Raw genomic sequence first — 16,229 nt, forward strand, 5'->3', positions numbered from 1 at the left:
TGATTCTCGCCACCCCTGATAGGGGTTGCGCTCAGATGAGCGGATGGTAGGCGACTGCACTTCTCAAAGGGTGGCACTGAGTGCCACCCTTTGATCGTTCATCGATAGAACTCAGACGTGTCACATGCCGCTCACCTGAGCGACAAAATGCGCATGAGGCCATGACTGCCTTCAAGAAGTGAAAACATGCCGCCCCCGCGGCTTGCGAGCTTTGACTTTGGATCTGCTGGCTGACGGCTGGTTACAGGCACATGACGCGCAAGTGGACGTACCCAGACGCCTTCGATCTGGGTATGTTCCTGGCCGTCAGGGCAGCCACCGCGTCCTCAAGGAGTTGGGACCCGTGTCGGAAAACAAAGATCCCCACGTAGCTCGGCCGGCCAACAGCGTTGAGGACGTGAAGTTCGTTTACGACTTCACCGAGGGCAACAGGGACCTCAAGGACCTTCTCGGCGGAAAAGGTGCCAACCTCGCCGAGATGACCAACCTGGGCCTCCCGGTGCCGCCGGGATTCACGATCACCACCGAGGCCTGCAAGACCTACCTCAACAGCGGCGACGAGCCGGCGGCACTGCGTGACGAGGTGAGCGAGCACCTCGCGGCCCTCGAAGCGGCGATGGGCAAGAAGCTCGGCCAGGCCGACGACCCCCTCCTCGTGTCCGTCCGTTCCGGGGCGAAGTTCTCGATGCCCGGCATGATGGACACGGTGCTGAACATCGGCCTGTCCGACAAGTCGGTCCAGGGCCTCGTCAAGCAGTCCGGCGACGAGCGCTTCGCGTGGGACTCGTACCGCCGCCTCATCCAGATGTTCGGCAAGACGGTCCTCGGTGTCGGGGGCGAGCTGTTCGAGGACGCGCTGGACGCGGCGAAGACGGCCAAGAAGGTCGCGGTCGACACCGAGTTGGAGGCCGCGGACCTCAAGAAGCTGGTCACCAAGTTCAAGAAGATCGTCAAGACCGAGGCGGGCCGCGACTTCCCGCAGAACCCGCGCGAGCAGATGGACCTCGCGATCCACGCGGTCTTCGACTCCTGGAACACGGACCGCGCGAAGCTCTACCGCCGCCAGGAACGCATCCCGGGCGACCTCGGCACGGCGGTCAACATCTGCTCGATGGTCTTCGGCAACCTGGGCCCCGACTCGGGCACCGGCGTCGCGTTCACCCGCGACCCGGCGAGCGGCCACGCGGGCGTGTACGGCGACTACCTGCAGAACGCGCAGGGCGAGGACGTCGTGGCGGGCATCCGCAACACGGTCCCGCTCGCGGAGCTGGAGCAGATCGACAAGAAGTCGTACGACCAGCTGATGCAGATCATGGGGACCCTGGAGAACCACTACAAGGATCTCTGCGACATCGAGTTCACCATCGAGCGCGGCCAGTTGTGGATGCTCCAGACGCGCGTCGGCAAGCGCACGGCGGGCGCCGCCTTCCGTATCGCCACGCAGCTCGTCGACCAGGGCCTCATCGACGAGGCGGAGGCGCTCCAGCGCGTCACCGGCGCCCAGTTGGCCCAGCTGATGTTCCCGCGCTTCGACGACGAGGCGAAGGTCAAGCCGGTCGGCCGGGGCATCGCGGCGTCGCCGGGTGCGGCGGTCGGCAAGGCGGTGTTCGACTCGTACACCGCGGTGAAGTGGTCGCGTTCGGGCGAGAAGGTCATCCTGGTCCGCCGGGAGACCAACCCCGACGACCTCGACGGCATGATCGCGGCCGAGGGCATTCTGACCAGCCGTGGCGGCAAGACGTCCCACGCGGCCGTCGTGGCGCGCGGCATGGGCAAGACGTGCGTGTGCGGTGCGGAGGAGCTGGAGGTCGACACCAAGCGCCGCCGGATGACGGTCCCCGGCGGTCACGTCGTGGAAGAGGGCGACCTCATCTCCATCGACGGTTCGAGCGGCAAGGTGTACCTGGGCGAGGTCCCGGTGGTCCCCTCCCCGGTGGTGGAGTACTTCGAGGGCCGGATGCACGCGGGCGCCCACGACGCCGACGAACTGGTCGAGGCGGTCCACCGGATCATGGCCTTCGCGGACCGGAAGCGTCGCCTGCGGGTCCGGGCCAACGCGGACAACGCCGAGGACGCGATGCGGGCGCGGCGGTTCGGCGCACAGGGCATCGGCCTCTGCCGTACGGAGCACATGTTCCTCGGCGACCGGCGCGAGCTGGTGGAACGCCTGATCCTGGCTGACACGGACGTCGAGCGCGAGGAGTCCCTGAAGGCGCTTCTCCCGCTCCAGAAGCAGGACTTCGTCGAACTGTTCTCGGCGATGGACGGACTGCCGGTGACGGTCCGTCTCCTCGACCCGCCGCTGCACGAGTTCCTCCCGGACATCACGGAGTTGTCGGTACGGGTGGCCCTCGCCGAGTCCCGCAAGGACCCGCACGAGAACGACCTGCGCCTGCTCCAGGCGGTGCACCGGCTGCACGAGCAGAACCCGATGCTGGGGCTCAGGGGTGTGCGCCTGGGCCTGGTGATTCCGGGGCTGTTCACCATGCAGGTACGGGCGATCGCGGAGGCGGTTGCCGAGCGCAAGAACGCCAAGGGCGACCCGCGCGCCGAGATCATGATCCCGCTGGTGGGTACGGTCCAGGAGCTGGAGATCGTGCGCGAGGAGGCCGACCAGGTCATCGCCGAGGTCGAGGCGGCGACAGGCATGCAGTTGAAGCTCGCCATCGGCACGATGATCGAGCTGCCGCGGGCCGCGCTCACGGCCGGCCAGATCGCCGAGGCGGCGGAGTTCTTCAGCTTCGGCACGAACGACCTGACGCAGACGGTCTGGGGCTTCAGCCGGGACGACGTCGAGGCCTCCTTCTTCACGGCGTACCTGGAGAAGGGCATCTTCGGGGTCTCCCCCTTCGAGACGATCGACCGCGACGGCGTCGGCGCGCTGGTCAAGCTGGCGGTCGAGGCGGGCCGCGCGACCCGCCCCGACCTGAAACTGGGCGTGTGCGGCGAACACGGCGGCGACCCGGAGTCGGTCCACTTCTTCCACGAGGTCGGCCTGGACTACGTCAGCTGCTCACCGTTCCGGATCCCGGTGGCGAGGCTGGAGGCGGGGCGGGCGGCTTCGTCGTCGGCGGGGAGTGACCACCGGTAGAGGCTCTGGGCCCACCCGGGCCTCCAGGAGGCCCTAGAGACGCCGGAACCGCTGCCATGTCACCCCGACCCTCAGCGACACGGCAGCGGTTCCGGAGCACGAGAGAAGGCGGCACCCCTGTGCGGGGAGTGCCGCCTTCTCGCTGTCCGTGCTCATGCCGATGGCCGATGGCCGATGGCCGATGCGCGATCCGTACGCCTGTCGCCCTACCACCCGAACTCGGCGGGCCCGACAACCCGCGAGCCGACCTGTGCCGCCAGCCAGGCGGGCCGCTCGTCGTCCCCGGGGCGCGCATGGACGAACACGGTGTGCTCGGCGGCCCACTCCTCGCAGTGGATGGTGTGACTGTTGCACGCGACCTGCAACTCGGCGTACTTGTACTCCTCGTCGAGCCCGAGTTCTGGCACAGCCGGCCACTTCATGTTGTGCCAGAGCACGTAACACCTGCTGATGCGGGCCCAGATTCCGAGGGCTTCGGACGCCTGGGCGAACGTGCCGGCCCTCACGCTCAGGCTCGCGGGAAGACCGATGTCCCCCTTTCCGTACCAACTGACATTTACATCCGGCAGGGCTTCCGTCAGCCGCCGCAGGACATCGTCGTCGTATGCCCAGGCGTCCAGGTAGCAACCGCCCGGATCGTGCCAGGAGGCGACGGACAGCAGTTTCTCCGCGAGGTTCAGTGCCTCGGCCAGGTCCGTGGTCCGCAGCACGGGCCACGCGATGGTGTTCCCCATGTCGGCATCCTGACAGAGGGGGGTTGCCTGACGCAGGTGGGTTATGTGCCGTCCGTCCAGTACCGCTGAAGACGGGCCATCGCGTCATCCTTGGTCAGCTCGGCCACCGCGCCCTCCGAGAGACCCACACGGTGGATCAAGAGATGGACCAGATCCGCCGGCAGCGACTCCTTGGGTGCCGAGGGGGCTCCCCGGTCGGGGAGTTTTGCATCGAGGACACAGTCCCAGAACTCGTTTTTGGTGACGGTCAGCTGATCGCGAAGGATGTGGCTCCACAGCGCGGCGCCATAGACCGTGCGATCGACAGGGTGCGAGATACGGGTCCGCAGGATCCGTCCGTCGTGCAGCGTCAACTCGTAGGTGACGTGATGCGTGCCGGTACGCCCACGAGCGTCCCGGACTCGCTTCCAGTCCTCGACGACACAGAACCGTTCATGGCGCTCACGGTCCGGTTGTGGTCGGCTCACCGCTGCACTCCCACCAGCCAGTCCGCCAACTGACGGTCATCGCTCAAGGCGATCAACTGCACCAGCCCCCAGTTGTCCTGATGATTGGGAGCCAGTCGCAACCGCTCCTGCCAGTCGTCGGCGTACTCCCGCAGGGCGTCGACCATCTCGGTCACGGCGTCGTCGAAGGTTGCTCCGTCAGCCGCGACCGGGAGCCCGGGGATGAAGATCGACCAGCCGCCCGCCTCCGCGATGACCTCAGCCTTGGACGAGCACACTGAGGACAGATACCGACGCAGTCGCTCGACGTCGACGACCGCAGCGCATCCGGTGGCTCGACGAACGGTCGCGACCCGCCCCTCATCTGCGGCGTCAAGAAGCTCTTTCAGGTGCGTACGCGCTTCGGTGTAGCTCTCAAAATGCACTGCGGACATGGTGACCTCCTGCCGGGCCTCGTGGGATCAGGGTGCCTTGCTTGACTAAGTACGTCAAGTACGTCAAGTACGTATCTGAGGTGAAGGGTGCTTGGTCTGCGGGCTGCCGAAATTTACAGAGGGCTACGGGGCCGTGGTCACCCGTGGTGTGGCAGCTCTGCGCCGCGGTCGTTCTGCTGGCCGGGCGTCCTCGATGCCTCGTAGCCCCTTGCGCCAGGGACCCGGGAAACTCCGTTGGGGAAGCGATCTCATAGCCTTAGAATTATGGATCTGGCGACATCGATTGGAATGCCATGTTCAATGTTGACTTAAGGTCGGCGCGTGCGAAGCTTCGGCATGCCATTAAGCGATGTGAGGAGCTGGAAGGTCATATTGATGGATTCCAGAAAGATCCGGAATTTCGAGCTATTTTGAGAGCCGACTTTGATTCTGGTAGTGGCCGCCATGTGGTTCGAGTGTGGAAGATCCCCGACTGTGAACCTTTCCTGGAAAGTGTGAGTCTTGGTGTGGGAGACGTAGTCAACAATCTCCGATGCAGCCTGGATCACCTGGCGTGGCAGTATGCTTGCGCGTTCGCGAATGGCGCTCCCCGTAAGCCTAAGGACGTTAGCTTTCTCCTCTGTGGGGCCAGTGGGGGACATCAGCACAAGAGTCCCGGTTTTCTTGACCCGCAGGTGTGGTGTCGGATGCATGCCTACCAGCCGTGTCAGGGGATAAATGGGCGCTCTGACAGTTGGAGTGGTCCGTACATACATCAGCTCGATCTGTTGACCGAGCTTTCAAATTCTGACAAGCATAAGATGCTGGCGCACGTTGGGCTGGTGCCAAGTCATTTCCAGATGTTGCCCACCCGAGGGGACCTGCCGCCGTGGTTGATGCGGACAGAATCCGGCACAGAGCTGCTTCCGGAGCGAATTAATGATCCCGACCCAGGGGCAGATCACTTGGATTTCTCGCATTTGTCACGCACTGTAGAGACTGGCTCAGAGGTTGTGCGTGTTCTTGCGCCTTTGTGGGGCAGCACCCCCAAGATCGAGCCTGTAGGTGCCGCCTTTCCGCGATTCTTCCTACCGGAGGGTCGACCAGTCATCGCAACCCTCCAAAGGCTCGCTGTGTTCGTTGAGTTCGTCATCGACGACCTTCAACGCAACTGCTCGTGAAGCTTGATGCGCGAGCCCCAAGTTGAGAGGGTGGCGCTCTGGTGCGGGCCTATCGCTCTGTCCAGGTGCAATGTGTCGGGTAGTCCGTTTCAACAACTAAGCGGCGGCAACCAACTCGCGTGCCCGTTCGTTGAAGTCCGCCACGAGTCGATGCCGACCGAACGGCTGCATCCGTGTCTGCAGATCCTGCACCGCCTCCACACACCGCGACGACTTCACCCGCTGCGACAACTTGATCGTCCGGACGCCGGCCGAGTACGCCGCCTCAAGGTCGTTGCGCTGGAGGTGGGCGGCAGCGAGCGCAGCCTGGGACATCGCCCCTCGGCGGGCTCGCTTCTGCTTCGTGGCATGGCCGATGGACAGGCGCGCGTGTTCCTCGGCCATGTCCGCGTCGCCCAGGTCCCGGAAGGTGTTCGCGTGTTCGCCGTGCAGGTAGGCGGGGTCGATGAACTCCGCCCAGTCTGGTTCGCTGGCCGGGCGGACTTGCTCGTACGCCTTCTCGGATTGGGTCACCGCGTGCGCTGCCGCCGACTTCTCACCGAGCAGCGCGAGTGCCCGTGCCTCCAGGCACCACAGGTCCGCCAGGCAAGCTGGCGAGGTCACTTTCGACAGGCCTTGGCGGCCTGCCTGGGTGAGGCGTCGTCCCTCGGTGGGGTCGCCGAGCAGCGTCGCCTGGTCCGCCATGCCCGCGAGGACATGTGCGCCGAGCGGCGAGTTCTGTGATTCCTGGGCGAGGCGCAGGGACTGGATCAAGTACCGCTGCGCGATGCTGTGTTCGCCGTTGTCGTAGGCCATCCAGCCGAGCAGGTACGTCTGTTCGGCAGCGGCCTCGCACAACGCCCGCCGTACGTCCTCGCTGTGGGCACGACGGAGCAGGGGGTAGACATGCTCGTTCATGTAGTCGGCCAGGACCAGGCGGCCCGAGCCTCCGCCTTGGAAGATGTCCATGCGCTGGAACGTCGTGAACATGTTCTTCACTGCGGTCACGTCTTCAAGGCGCACGCGCGGCCCTGGTGCTGAATTCGCTTCCTGATCAAGCGTGTTGAGCAGCCAGTCCCGCGAGGGAGCCACCCCGGCCACGGCCGCGAATGGTGCGGCGGCAAGGAACTTACGTCGGTCCACGTCAGCTCTCCCCAGGTCTGCGACGACTTCCACCGTAGCCGCGTAGGAGGAGTTGTACACGAGTGCGGCGTCGGGTGAACCGCTCTCGCCGAGCCCGAGATCGTATGTAGTGACCCGGAAACCGAAGTGGTCGGAGAAGACGGCAGCGAGTACGTCGGGGATGGGCGCCCGTGGCGTCTCGCCCTGTAGCCAGAAGCGGATACGGGTCGTGCCCGGCGAAATATGGGGCTGGCTCCACTGCAGCGCCTTGGATTTCACGCGTCGCGCCAGTTCCCCGCGGCTCATCCTCGACCGGTCCAGCCAGTGGGCGAGCTTGTCGTTCGGAGTCTTCATCCTCACAACCTTCTGTGACGGGGGGTAGTGGAAGCGACACCCTTCGACACCCCTTCTGCCGGTACCCCGGATTCCGTCACGCGTGTTGTCTGGACGTCAGAACCAAACCGTCCGCGACGCGAAGCGCAGCAGAGCGACCAACTGCTGCGACTCGCACGTAGGGGGACACGCATGATCGAACGACGAAGGGGTGCGGTGCCTGTGCGTTGCGCCCTGCCCACCAGCCCCGCACCGATCCTGTTACTGCCAGGCAAGGCTGAATCAGCAAGAGCAGCACGCGAGTTCGTGCGCGAGCACATGGGCCACCACGCGCCGGACGCGTCCGAGGACTACGTCGAGAACGTCGTGCTTGTGGCGTGTGAGCTGGTGACCAACTCGATCCGGTACGGCACAGAGCCCGGAGACCAGATCCGGCTCGTGCTCGACGCCAACGACGCCTGTACACGAGTAGAGGTGCACGATCCTGTGAGACGCCATCCTCGTGTTCGGCCGGAATCCCACGAGCGCGACCGAGGGCGTGGCCTGGTCATCCTGGATGCGCTGTGCCCTGAGCGCTGGGGTGTGATCGACGTCGTATTCGGCAAGGTCGTGTTCGGGGAGGTGACGGCATCATGACCTTGTCCTCGCCGAGTACCAGCATTCCGCCCGGTCCCGGGTTCGTCATCGGCGTCGCCGCCGCAACCGGCATTCGCCGCACCCCTGCGTACGCGACCGCCCAACTGCTACTCACGCACCCCGGCCCCCGCCGGGACAGCGAGACGGTCGAGGGTGTCGAGGACGGAATGCGACGGCTCGCCGATGCGCTGAACCTCGGTCCAGGCGACCGGCAACCCCCGGTGATCGGCGGGCGCCTTCTGGTCTGTCAAGGATTCGCCGCGTTGGACTACGGCCATGCCGAGTACATGATGACGATCCCCTCGCCGTCACAGGACTGGCTGGCACTGGTCGAGAGAGGCGCCGCGTGCCGCGTCTGCCTCGTGTTCGCGCCACTCGCTCTCACCGCCGACCAGGCCGAGACCGACGCACACCTGCGCGACAGCTTCGAGCGCGGCTCGGTTGTGTGGGGTACCACGTACGTCCGCCGCCGGCTCTGAGCCTCACCACACGAAGAACGGGCCGCCCCGAGGTGGGATAGACCCCGGGCCGACCCGCCAAAGGTCGAGCGTAACCGGCTAACGAACCCGTCCCGCTCGTGTAGTAGGCGCAAGGCCGAAAGCGGACGGCGCGGTCAGCAAGTGCAGGCAACCGTCGCCCAATTCATGGAGGCAAGCACGTGACCACAACTCAGGAACGCCCCGTAACCGACGCGCGCACCCTGCTCGACGCAGACATGCGGGCAACCCTCATGTCCAACATGCGCGCCAAGTTCCCGCAGCTCACCGAGGAGAAGACAGACCGAGGCGTCGGTCAGATGCTCGCCTTCCTCGCCGCGTGCGACCACGCCGGAAGGCCGCTCAGCCCCTCGCCGCTCGTCGACGACTTCTGGCACGCCTTCCTGCTCCACACCCAGGCGTATCAGGAGTTCTGCGAGCAGCGGTTCGGCAGGTACCTGCACCACCAACCCGGATTCCTCGACAGGGAGGAGCACGGCGGGGGCAAGGCGTTGCGCGCCCGGACCGTCGACGCGATCACCCTCGCCGGGTACGAGATCGACATGGAGTTCTGGCCCGAGCTGGACCTCGCCGACTGCTCGCAGTGCCACGCGAACTGCTCGGACAGCCCCAACCACCTCTGACCGTTCCCCTGTCGGCGCTCGGCCTGTGCCACGCTGTGGCCGGGCCGGGGGCCGGCCCTCTTCTGGGCGACCGACTCTGGAGTACGAGGGTGGACCGTATCGACTGGCACGACCTACCGGCGGCGACGCGGGCCGCCGTCGAGAGGCACACCGGCCCCGTGGAGGCAGCCGAGACTGCGCCGCACGGTGTCATGTCCCGGCTCGCCTGCACTATCCGCACCCGGTTCGGCCGAGTCTTCGTCAAAGGCACCCGGCACGACGACCCGCAGGCGTGGGTGTATCGCCATGAGGCACAGGTCACCGGAAACGCGCCACTCGCGCCCCACGTGCTGTGGGAGGTCGACGCCGGTGAGTGGCAGCTGTACGGGTACGAGTACGTCGATGGTCGGCATCCTGACCTGACTCCGGGGTCCGACGATCTCGGCCCCCTCATGCGAACTCTCACAGTCCTGTCCGAGGTGGCATGGCCCGAGGACCTGCGCAAGAAGCCTCTGTACTCACGGTGGGCCGAATTCCTGCCCGAGGACGTGCCGCCCGGGCTGCAGGGCCGCGCGCTCGCCCACACCGACATGTCCCCGCACAACATGCTGGTGACCCCCGCCGGTGAACTGCTGCTGCTGGACTGGGCCCTTTCCTGTCCCGCCCCCGCATGGGCAGACACCGCGCTGACGATCCCCCGGCTCATCTCCGCCGGCCACACACCCGAGCAGGCTGAGGCGATCGCACAGCAGGTTCCCGCGTACAGCACGGCCGGCCAGACCGCCGTCACCACCTTCGCGCGCACCCTTTACGCAGCCTGGGAAGACTGGGAGCGGACCCGCCCGCTGCCTCACCGGGCTGCCCTTACCGCCGCCGCCCGGACCTGGGCCGCTCACCGCGACACAGGACGGCAAGCAGGTGCTCGCGAGCTTTCCCCTTGATCAGACCAATCAGACCAATCAGGCCGCGCTGTTCCTGCCCCCCGTTACCGCAGAGGTGGGGCGTGACTCGCACCGACCGTCCAGTGAGCGCCCTACTGTCGTCGACATGACGAAGCCAGTGGCAGAGACGCACTCGCACGAGAACGACCCGGGCACGGCACGCCTGATCGTTCTGTCCGACGGCGTCTACGCCATCGCGATGACACTGCTGGTCATCAACGTGGCCGTTCCCGCGCATCTGGAAGACGCCGCGTTCCATCGTGCCCTGGGCGATGCGCTTCCCAACCTCGGTGCCTTCGCTCTCAGCTTCACCCTCATCGCCGGGTTCTGGCGTGATCACCGCCGCATTCTCACCGCACTGCCCATCGAGACGGCCCTGGTCACCCGCCTGATCCTCCTCGGCCTGGGCCTGGTCGCCCTGTAGCCCTTCCCCACCGCGCTCCTGGCCGAGTACGCCTCCCAGCCCGAAGCCGTCGCCCTCTACGCGGGTGCCATGGCCGCGATCCACGCGGTGCACGCGACCCTGCTGCTGCTCACGCAACGCGAAGTACACCCCTCGCCCGCGTCCTCCGGCGCGGCGGCCCGCCGCCGCTTCACCGCCCAACTCGGTTCCAGCGTTCTGATCTTCGGCCTGTCCATTCCCCTGGCCTTCGTCAGCACGGATGCGGCCATGTGGTTCTGGCTCACGCTCATCCCCGCCCACCTCATCCTCGGCCACCACCTCTGCCGGCTTCCGCAACAGTGAATCGCCTGGTCCGGGCATCGCCGACGGTCCCGCTGATCTCGCGAGGCGGTGGATCGCGCTGCCGCGCCCGTGCGTACGGCTACGCCGGGGCAGGCCCCGTCGCACCAGGTGTTCAGGCCTGCGGCGATCTGCGCACGCCCACCCTCGTCCTCGCCGAACCACTCCTCCGCACCGACATATCGACCAGGTATACGCCCTTGACATCCTCCCCCTCCTGAAGGAGGGGGATTCCTACGGCTCGCGCCGTGGGGTTTTCTGCTTCGTCGCCGACTGCCCGCCCGGAGTGCTCCGTTGAGGTCTTACACCGGCTCCACAGACAGACACCGAGAGCCCCTCGGCCAGAATGTTCTTCGCCGCGTTCACGTCCCGGTCGTGGGTCGTCCCGCAGTTGTCGCACGTCCAGGTACGGACGTTCAACGGCATCCTGCCCTGCAAGGTGCCGCAGTGGGAGCACAGCTTGGACGAGGGGAACCACCGGTCCACGGCGATCACCTCACGCCCGTACCAGCCTGCCTTGTACTCCAGCATGGACCGCATCTCGGTCCAGCTCGCGTCCGAGACGGCTCGGGCGAGCGAGTGGTTCTTGACCATGTTGCGTACGGTCAGGTCCTCGATCACGATCGTTTGGTTCTCACGAACGAGTCGGGTGGTCAGCTTGTGCAGGAAGTCCCGGCGCCGGTCGGAGATCCGGGCATGGACCTTGGCGGCCTTGCGCCGGGCCTTCGCCCGGTTGGTCCCGTCACCCTTGGCCTTACGGGCAAGCTCGCGCTGAGCCTTGGCGAGCCGGGCGCGGTCCTTGCGCTCGAACTTCGGGTTGGTGATCTTCTCCCCGGTGGAGAGTGTCACCAGGCTGGTGATTCCGGCGTCGATGCCAACGGCCGTGTTGACCGGCGCGGGCATGGTTGGCCTGTCGTCGCACAGCATCGAGACGAACCAGCGTCCGGCCGCGTCCTGGGACACGGTCACGGTGGACGGTGCCGCACCCTCGGGAAGGGGCCGGGACCACACGATGTCCAGCGGATCGGCCATCTTCGCGAGAGTCAGCCTGCCGTCACGGAAACGGAAGCCGCTGGTGGTGTACTCGGCGGACTTCCGCGACTTCTTCCGGCTCTTGAACGTCGGGTACTTCGCCCGCTTGCCGAAAAAGTTGGTGAACGCCCCCTGCAAGTGCCGGAGCGTCTGCTGCAACGGAACCGACGACACCTCGGAGAGGTAGGCCAGCTCCTCGGTCTTCTTCCACGCGGTCAGCAACACCGACGTGGCGTTGTAGTTGACCCGCTCCTGACGCTGCGCCCACGCCTCACTACGGGCTGCGAGCGCCAGGTTGTAGACCTTCCGCACACAGCCGAACGTGCGCGACAGCTCGGCTGCCTGCGCATCGGTCGGATAGAAGCGGTACTTGAACGCCCGCTTCACATGCTTCACGGTCACGCTCACAAACTAGCGGCCATGCGACTTAAGATCAAATCTGCGGGTCGGAGCACCGCGATCCGCCCTGGCGGTGAATCCCAGCCCGCTGCCTTGCTCCGCAGGAGCTTCGTTTCCTCCCCCGGCTGAAGCCGGGGGTATCCACGAAGGAGATCTGATGACCGCAACGTACTGCGCACCACTGACATCGACGCCGGTGCGCAGTACGGGCGGGGTGTACAGGGGCGGTGCCTACGAGCGGAACGGGCCTGTCACCTCGTACGTGATTCCGCCCGAGGAACTGCCGCTGGTGCCGCGCTGGCTGGAGAAGTACAGGCGGCTGCCGTTGGGGGAGAATGCCGGGCCCGTGATCTCCGAGCCCGACTGGCCGTCGATGCGCAGGAACGGGGCGATCACGTCGTCCGGAGTGATCAGGCAGATCTCCATGTTGCCGCCGTCCTCCGCCACGAACAGGTCGCCGGAGGAGGTGCCGGTGATGTTGTCGACGCCGGTCAAGGGAGCGGTGCCTGACGTGACCAGGGAGTCGTCGTACGCCAACTCATATGTGTTCGTCAGCAGGTTGAGCTGCCAGACCCTGTTGTCGCCCTTGGTCGTGAACCAGACCTTGTCGTCGGCGTAGTAGCAACCCTCGCCGCCGTTGAAGGACTTGGAGCCGGAGACCTGGGTGCGTGTGGTGGTCGGGGAGCCGTCCGGGTCGGGGATCGTCGTCCAGGTGTAGGAGCCCGAGGTCGCCGTGCCGGCCACCAGGACCTGGAGGGTGCCGGCCGACAGGTCGCCCCAAGTGGTGGGAACGAAGCGGTAGAGGCGGCCGTTCGTCTCGTCCTCCGTCAGGTAGACGACCTTGCGGATCGGGTCCGCTGCCGCCGCCTCGTGCTTGAAGCGGCCCATCGCGGGGCGCTGCGTCGCCGCGTTCGTGCCCCACGGGTCGGTCTCGTAGACGTACCCCAGCGACACCTCCTCGCAGGACAGCCACGTGTTCCAAGGCGTCCGTCCGCCCGCGCAGTTCTGGCGCGTGCCCGACAGGATGCGGTACGCGGAGGTGATGGCGCCCGTTGACGAGAACCTCACCGCGCTCGTACCGCCCGACGGGTTGATCTCCGAGTTGGAGACGTAGATCCAGCCCGTTCCGTCGGCGTAACAGGCGCCGCCGTCAGGGGCGTTGTGCCAGGTGTACGACGTTCCGGTGACCGTCTGGCCCGAGCGGGCGACGACCCGGCTGGTGAAGCCGGCGGGGAGCCTGATGCCGTTGGCGTCGGGCGCGGCGAGGGCTCCGTACGGGCCGGTGCCCGGCTGGGCGGGGGCCGCGTGGGCGGCGCCGCGCCACAGGGTGCCGCCGAAGACGGCAGCCGAGCCGCCGATGACGGCGGCGCGCAGGAGGGTACGGCGTTCTATGTGTGCGTTCACTCGTGCGTCCACTCTCGCTCCAAGAGTCCAAAGGGGGGTGGCGTGACGTGCGGTGACGTCAGGGACCCTAGGGCGGTGGGGTGGAATTGTCATGTACGCGCGATGTCGCCTTGGCGGTCGTTCGCTGCTGTACCGCGAGACGGTCGGGCGCCTGGTCGTTGACGTGGTGGTTGATGTGCCGGCCGACACGCCGGCCGGTGCGCCTGGGGCGCCCGAGGGTGACGCCCGCCAATACCAGGGCCAGTCCGCACAGTTGCTGGATCGTCAGTACCTCTCCGGCGAGCGCTGTGCCGAGCAGCACGCCCGTGACCGGGTTGAGAAGTCCGATCAGTCCCACGGTGCCCGCGGGCAGGTGTCGCAGTCCGGTGAACCAGACGGTGAAGGCCAGCGCGGTGGCCACCAGGGCGACGTAGCAGAAGGCCAGGAGTGTGGGCGGGGGGAGCGCGGGCGGGCTGCCCTCCACGACTACGGCGACCGGCAGCAGGAGCAGGCCTCCGGCGGTGAGCTGCCAGGCGGTCGTGGCGATCATGTCGGTGTCGCCGCTCCACCGCTTGGTCAGGATGTGACCGAAGGACGACACGAGTACGGCCGCCGCCGCGGCGAGGATTCCCGGCATGCTTGTCGCGCCCGCCCCGGTGAGCAGCATGAGGCTTACGCCCGCGAGGCCGACCACGGCCCCGGCCAGGTGCGCGGGCCGGGGCCGCTCGGACACCAGGGGCCAGGCGATGAACATCATCGTCAGCGGGGACACCGCCATGACGGTCGAGGCGACGCTCGTCGGCAGCAGCTTGGAGGAGACGTAGACGAGGACGAAGAACACGCTCACGTTGACCAGGCCGAGCACGGCGGATCGCCACCACCAGGCACCCCGGGGCCGGCGCCTGCGCAGAGCCAGCAGGGCGAGTCCGGCGGGCAGTGCTCGCAGGGCGGCCCCGTACAGCGGGCGATCCGCCGGGAGGAACTCGCGGGTGACGTAGTAGTTGGCCCCCCAGGCCACGGGAGCGACCGCGGGCAGCGCCACCCAGCGTGCATTAGCTTCCATGGAAGATACTATAGCTTCTCGGGAAGCTAATATGGGAGTCATGGGAGTCAGGGAAGTCATGGGGGACGAGGGAGACCGGCAGGGGATGGATCGCGTAGCCCGCATCCAGGACGAATGGCGCCGCGAGCGGCCCGAGCTCGACATCACGCCGCAAGGAGTGATCGGCCGGCTGCACCGGCTGGCGGACCGTCTCGGCGAGGAACTCCGCCTCGTCTACGGCCGCTACGGCCTGAGCGAGGGGGAGTTCGACGTCCTGTGCGCCCTGCGACGCGCGGGCGAGCCGTACGAACGGGCGCCCGGTGAGCTCGCCGCGCACACGATGGTCACCACCGGCGCGATGACGAAGCGAATCGACCGCCTGGAGCAGGCCGGACTCGTCACCCGCCGCCGGGCCGACGACGACCAGCGGGGCCGGATCGTCGCCCTCACCGAACCCGGACGGGAACTCATCGACCGGGCGTTCACCGACCACATGCGCAACGAGCGGCGGCTGCTGGATCTCCTGCCGCCCACCGAGGCTTCGGCGCTCGAAACACTGCTGACGACATGGCTCTCCCGCATGGAGTATCCGGGCCCGACCGGTGGCGACTGACCCCGATGCGCATGCCTGCGAGCAGTCGGCGCCGGATGGCCGGAACCCTACGGTGCGTGGGCGCGGATCTTCACAACTCCGTTGCGGGGAAGGCGAGTTCACCTACGTTGGTGTCTGATGATCACCATCACGACACAGGAGGCTCTGCCGTGTTAGACGACGACCCCACCCCCTCGGTCGACTCCACCCCCTCGGTCAACACCGGCACCGGCGCACGGGCACGGGCGCACATCGACACCTCCAAGCCGCACTCGGCCCGGTTCTGGAACTACTTCGTCGGCGGCAAGGACAACTACGAGGTCGACCGTGAGATCGGGGACCAGATCAAAGGGATCTTCCCCGGTCTCGTCGATGTCGCCGTCACCAGTCGGCACTTCCTGGGACGCGCCGTCCGCTACCTGGCCGACGAGCAGGGCGTACGTCAGTTCCTGGACGTCGGCACCGGGCTGCCGACCGCCGACAACACCCACGAGGTCGCGCAGCGCGCCGCCCCGGACGCCCGGATCGTGTACGTCGACAACGACCCCGTCGTGCTGGCCCACGCGGACGCCCTGCTCGGCAGCACCCCCGAGGGCCGGACCGTCTATCTGAACGCCGACCTGTACGCCCCCGAGACCATCCTCGAAGCGGCGGCCGACACCCTCGACCTCTCCCGGCCGGTCGCCCTGATGATCCTCAACACGCTCGGCCACGTCGCCGACCACGACCAGGCGCGCGACCTGGTGAACCGGCTGATGGCGGGCCTGCCGTCGGGCAGCCATCTGGTGGTCAGCGACAGCACCGCCACCAGCGAGGGCATGATCGCCGCGTCGGAGGCCTACAACGCGAGCGGCGCCGTGCCGTACTACGTGCGGAGCGTCGCGGAGATCGCCGGGTTCTTCGACGGCCTCGACCTGGTGGAGCCGGGCGTGGTCCAGGTACCCGAGTGGCGCCCCGACCTCCGGGGCCCGGCCGCTCCCGCGGCAGCCGTCGACGCCTACTGCGGGGTGGGCCGCAAGCCCTGACGGGCAGATGCGGAGCCTGGAACTGGCCATGGGGGTCGA

At 67.0% G+C, this 16,229-nt stretch carries 16 protein-coding genes; 9 read left to right on the plus strand and 7 right to left on the minus strand.

Features of this window, described 5'->3' with window-relative positions:
• Nucleotides 1-343 precede the first annotated feature (343 nt).
• Nucleotides 344-3,091, plus strand: a complete 2,748-nt coding sequence (gene ppdK, locus G3I71_RS32310; RefSeq protein WP_164320186.1) for a pyruvate, phosphate dikinase — start codon at nt 344-346, stop codon at nt 3,089-3,091.
• Nucleotides 3,092-3,297: 206 nt separating this feature from the next.
• Here the strand turns inward: ppdK and G3I71_RS32315 are convergent, their stop codons facing one another.
• The 4 genes from G3I71_RS32315 to G3I71_RS32330 all read right to left on the minus strand — a co-directional run bounded on the left by G3I71_RS32315 (nt 3,298) and on the right by G3I71_RS32330 (nt 7,320).
• Nucleotides 3,298-3,825, minus strand: coding sequence for a hypothetical protein (locus G3I71_RS32315; RefSeq protein WP_164320187.1), 528 nt, complete (start codon nt 3,823-3,825; stop codon nt 3,298-3,300).
• Nucleotides 3,826-3,866: 41 nt separating this feature from the next.
• Nucleotides 3,867-4,292, minus strand: coding sequence for a cytotoxic translational repressor of toxin-antitoxin stability system (locus G3I71_RS32320; protein ID WP_164320188.1), 426 nt, complete (start codon nt 4,290-4,292; stop codon nt 3,867-3,869).
• Nucleotides 4,289-4,705, minus strand: coding sequence for a prevent-host-death protein (locus G3I71_RS32325; RefSeq protein ID WP_164320189.1), 417 nt, complete (start codon nt 4,703-4,705; stop codon nt 4,289-4,291). Before G3I71_RS32325 ends, G3I71_RS32320 begins: the two co-directional genes overlap by 4 nt.
• Nucleotides 4,706-5,961: 1,256 nt before the next feature.
• Entirely contained in the window at nt 5,962-7,320 is a 1,359-nt protein-coding gene (locus tag G3I71_RS32330) for a transcriptional regulator (RefSeq protein WP_164320190.1), read from the minus strand.
• Between the two features lie 171 nt (nt 7,321-7,491).
• Between G3I71_RS32330 and G3I71_RS32335 the strand changes: the two genes are divergently transcribed.
• The 6 genes from G3I71_RS32335 to G3I71_RS51505 all read left to right on the plus strand — a co-directional run bounded on the left by G3I71_RS32335 (nt 7,492) and on the right by G3I71_RS51505 (nt 10,720).
• Nucleotides 7,492-7,935: an ATP-binding protein gene (locus tag G3I71_RS32335; protein WP_164320191.1), complete on the plus strand. Its 444-nt coding sequence runs from the start codon at nt 7,492-7,494 to the stop codon at nt 7,933-7,935.
• On the plus strand, nt 7,932-8,414 hold the full coding sequence (locus G3I71_RS32340; protein ID WP_164320192.1) for a hypothetical protein: 483 nt from the start codon (nt 7,932-7,934) through the stop codon (nt 8,412-8,414). Before G3I71_RS32335 ends, G3I71_RS32340 begins: the two co-directional genes overlap by 4 nt.
• A gap of 179 nt (nt 8,415-8,593) precedes the next feature.
• Nucleotides 8,594-9,055: a hypothetical protein gene (locus G3I71_RS32345; protein WP_164320193.1), complete on the plus strand. Its 462-nt coding sequence runs from the start codon at nt 8,594-8,596 to the stop codon at nt 9,053-9,055.
• A gap of 89 nt (nt 9,056-9,144) precedes the next feature.
• A complete protein-coding gene (locus tag G3I71_RS32350; protein WP_164320195.1) occupies nt 9,145-9,975 on the plus strand; it encodes a phosphotransferase family protein in 831 nt (276 codons plus the stop codon).
• A 106-nt stretch (nt 9,976-10,081) separates the two neighbouring features.
• Complete coding sequence (locus tag G3I71_RS51500; RefSeq protein WP_239149468.1) at nt 10,082-10,399, plus strand: TMEM175 family protein; 318 nt, start codon at nt 10,082-10,084, stop codon at nt 10,397-10,399.
• Between the two features lie 69 nt (nt 10,400-10,468).
• Nucleotides 10,469-10,720: a hypothetical protein gene (locus G3I71_RS51505; protein ID WP_239149469.1), complete on the plus strand. Its 252-nt coding sequence runs from the start codon at nt 10,469-10,471 to the stop codon at nt 10,718-10,720.
• A gap of 231 nt (nt 10,721-10,951) precedes the next feature.
• Here the strand turns inward: G3I71_RS51505 and G3I71_RS32360 are convergent, their stop codons facing one another.
• From G3I71_RS32360 to G3I71_RS32370, 3 genes are all read right to left on the minus strand, one after another.
• Nucleotides 10,952-12,157, minus strand: coding sequence for an RNA-guided endonuclease TnpB family protein (locus G3I71_RS32360; protein WP_343243134.1), 1,206 nt, complete (start codon nt 12,155-12,157; stop codon nt 10,952-10,954).
• Nucleotides 12,158-12,379: 222 nt separating this feature from the next.
• Complete coding sequence (locus G3I71_RS32365; protein ID WP_164320238.1) at nt 12,380-13,540, minus strand: alkaline phosphatase PhoX; 1,161 nt, start codon at nt 13,538-13,540, stop codon at nt 12,380-12,382.
• A 79-nt stretch (nt 13,541-13,619) separates the two neighbouring features.
• Nucleotides 13,620-14,594 (minus strand): DMT family transporter, encoded by a 975-nt coding sequence (locus tag G3I71_RS32370; protein ID WP_164320198.1) that lies wholly within the window; start codon nt 14,592-14,594, stop codon nt 13,620-13,622.
• 85 nt (nt 14,595-14,679) lie between these two features.
• On the opposite strand from G3I71_RS32370, the gene G3I71_RS32375 reads away from it, so the two are divergent.
• Together G3I71_RS32375 and G3I71_RS32380 are read left to right on the plus strand one after the other, a co-directional pair.
• Nucleotides 14,680-15,186 carry a MarR family winged helix-turn-helix transcriptional regulator gene (locus tag G3I71_RS32375; protein WP_164320199.1) on the plus strand — a complete coding sequence of 169 codons (507 nt, stop codon included), beginning with the start codon at nt 14,680-14,682 and terminating at the stop codon, nt 15,184-15,186.
• Nucleotides 15,187-15,335: 149 nt separating this feature from the next.
• Nucleotides 15,336-16,190, plus strand: coding sequence for an SAM-dependent methyltransferase (locus tag G3I71_RS32380; RefSeq protein ID WP_343243135.1), 855 nt, complete (start codon nt 15,336-15,338; stop codon nt 16,188-16,190).
• Nucleotides 16,191-16,229 lie beyond the last annotated feature (39 nt).

This window comes from Streptomyces sp. SID12501 (assembly GCF_010550245.1).
In the GTDB taxonomy this organism is placed as follows: Bacteria; Actinomycetota; Actinomycetes; order Streptomycetales; family Streptomycetaceae; genus Streptomyces.